Raw genomic sequence first — 2,645 nt, forward strand, 5'->3', positions numbered from 1 at the left:
TGCGTATTCCGCGCAAATCGAGCAGCCGTTCCACGGCAAGGCGAGCGGGCATTCCACGCGAAGTCGAGCAGCGATTCCACAGCAAAGCGAGCGCTGCGGACGCGGCGATGCGGGGTGAGCTCTTTTACTCCTCCTCGCCGTCGGTGGTCAAACCATTTCGGCGCTTGCGCATCGACTCGCCCGAGAGCGTCAAGCGATGCGCGTTGTGAACGAGCCGGTCGAGAATGGCGTCAGCAAGCGTCGGATCGCCAATCGCGGCATGCCAACTGTCGACTGGAATCTGGCTGGTAACGATCGTCGAATGCCGCCCGTGCCGGTCGTCGAGGACTTCGAGCAGGTCGCGCCGCGCCGAATCCGACAGCGGCGCCATCGCCAGGTCATCCATGACGAGGATGTCGGTCTTGGCCCATTGCGAGAGCAGCTTCGCGTAGCCCCCGCTCCCGTGTGCGATGGCCATCTCCTCGTTGAACTTCGGCATGCGCAGGTAGCAGGCCGAGAAGCCTTGCCGGCACGCCTGGTTGACCAGCGCGCACGCAAGCCAGCTTTTACCGAGCCCGGTTGGTGCGACCAGAATCACATTCTGGTGCGCCCGTATCCATTCGCCGGCAAGCAGTCGGGCGAGTAGCGCGCGATCCAGCCCGCGGGGCGCGCGGTAGTTAATGTCTTCAGGTACCGCGTCGGGGAAGCGCAGCTTCGCGCGACGCAGCCGCGCCGAGAGCAGGCGCGACTGGCGTTCGCTTGCTTCACGTTCGACGAGCAGTCCCAGGCGCTCCTCGAAGCCGAGCTGGTCGATGCTGCCCTGGGATTGCTGTTCGGCCAGCGCAGCGGCCATGCCGAACAGGCGCAGCTCGTGCAGCCGTTCAACGGTCGGGTGATGCAGCATGTCAATGATCTCCTTTCAGTGGTAGTAGGACGGACCGCGCACGTTGGCGTGAGCGAGCGGCAGTTCGGTCTGGGCGGCGGCCGTTTCGGTTTTGCATTCCAGACCATTCTTCAGCGTCGAGGCGATGAAGCGGTACGTTGGCGATTTCAGATCAATGGCGCGCTGGCAGGCGGCTTCCAGCCGCGTGCTGCCGTAGTCCTTGCCCATGCGCAGTACACCCAGGCAGGCGCGGTACGCCTGCTGAGGATGCTGACGGCCACCAAGCAGGTGTTCGATGACCGCTGCGGTGTGCGGTCCGATGTCGACGGCCCAGTTGATCAGCCGTTGCGGATTCCACTCGGTGGTGGCCGCCCGATGATTCGGCGGCATGTGCGCGTCGATCGTGGTGTGATGGCCGCGGCGTTCGCTCCTGGCATGAGCGGCGATACGCTGGCCGCGCAGGAAGATCTCGACAGTCGTCTTCGTATGGCGCACGTCGACCTGCTCGCGGGCGTGACAGTACGAGACGGAGTAAAAGTGCTCGTCAAGCTCGACATGGTAATCAATGCCGACGCGGGCAACCTTCCACTGCGCGTACTGGTAAGGCCTTTCTGGCAGCGGGCGAAGTGCCGGGCGATCAAGCTCCTCGAAGGCGCTGCGGCGGCAGCCGGGCAGCTTCTTGAACGGCCTGTTGTTCAGGTCGACGAGCAGTGCTGCGATAGCGCGATTGGCTTCGTCGAGGCTGAACAGCCGCTGATTGCGCAGCCGCGCCAGAATCCAGCGCTGCGCCAGGAGTACCGACTGCTCGACCTTTGCCTTGTCGCGGGGCCGACGTTTGCGGGCCGGGATGATCGCCATGGAGTAATGGGCGGCCATCTCGCCATAGGTCCGGTTGAGAACCGGATCGTAGAAGTCGGCCTTATGCACGCCAGACTTCAGGTTGTCGGGGACCAGGATCTCGACACATCCGCCAATGAAGTTCAACGCGCGCACATGCGAGCCGATCCAGTCTTCGAGCTGCTGGGTCCAGGTGGCTTCGGCATACGTGTAGTTGGACGCACCGAGCGTCGCGACGAACAACTCCGCCTCGCGGATTTCGCCAGTGTGCGGATCAACGATCCCCAGTCTGTTGCCCGAGTAGTCGATGAACAGCTTCTCGCCGGGCGTATGTGTCTGGCGCAGCGTGACCGGCAAGGCTGCCGCCCATCGCTCGTAATGCTTGCAGAACCAGCTGTAGCCGTAGCCTTCGGGTTCCTGGGCCCTGTACTCGTTCCACAGCAGGTCGAGCGTTACGCCTTTCCTGCCAAGCTCACGGTGCACCAACGGCCAGTTTGGCATCGGGCGTGTACGGCTTAACGACGGTGGCGGCGGAAACAGCAGCGCCTCAAGCGCCGCCTCGTCCAACGCGATCGCCTTCTCGAAGTCCAGTTGCGCGCGCCGGGCACGATCCAGGTAGTCCCAGACCGTTGCGCTCGACAAGCCGATCGTCGTCGCGATCTCGCGCTGGCTGCGCTCGCACACAAAGCGTAGGCGCAGCACTTCCTTGATTTGACGCATGGATAACCTTTTATTCGACATTCGCACGCCCGACAAAATCGTCGAGAGTGCCATGGTTATCCCGCGTCGCCGTCCCTCCAGCTTACTGCTCGGTTAAGCGTGGAATTCGCGCTCGGGCAGTCGTGGAATCCCTGCTCGGTTTGCCGTGGAATCGGCGCTCGCTTTGCTGTGGAATCCGAGCTCGGCTTGCCGTGGAATCAGCGTTCGGTTTGGCGTGGAATACGCA

The 2,645-nt window shown here is 63.2% G+C and carries 2 protein-coding genes; both read right to left on the reverse strand.

What is annotated here, in order from left to right; all coding sequences use genetic code 11:
- Window positions 1–124: 124 nt before the first annotated feature.
- Entirely contained in the window at window positions 125–883 is a 759-nt protein-coding gene (istB, locus tag LJ655_RS29940) for an IS21-like element helper ATPase IstB (RefSeq protein WP_230564761.1), read from the reverse strand.
- Between the two features lie 15 nt (window positions 884–898).
- On the reverse strand, window positions 899–2,440 hold the full coding sequence (istA, locus tag LJ655_RS29945; RefSeq protein WP_230564762.1) for an IS21 family transposase: 1,542 nt from the start codon (window positions 2,438–2,440) through the stop codon (window positions 899–901).
- Between the last annotated feature and the right edge of the window lie 205 nt (window positions 2,441–2,645).

Source organism: Paraburkholderia translucens (assembly GCF_020881035.1).
GTDB lineage: Bacteria > Pseudomonadota > Gammaproteobacteria > Burkholderiales > Burkholderiaceae > Paraburkholderia > Paraburkholderia translucens.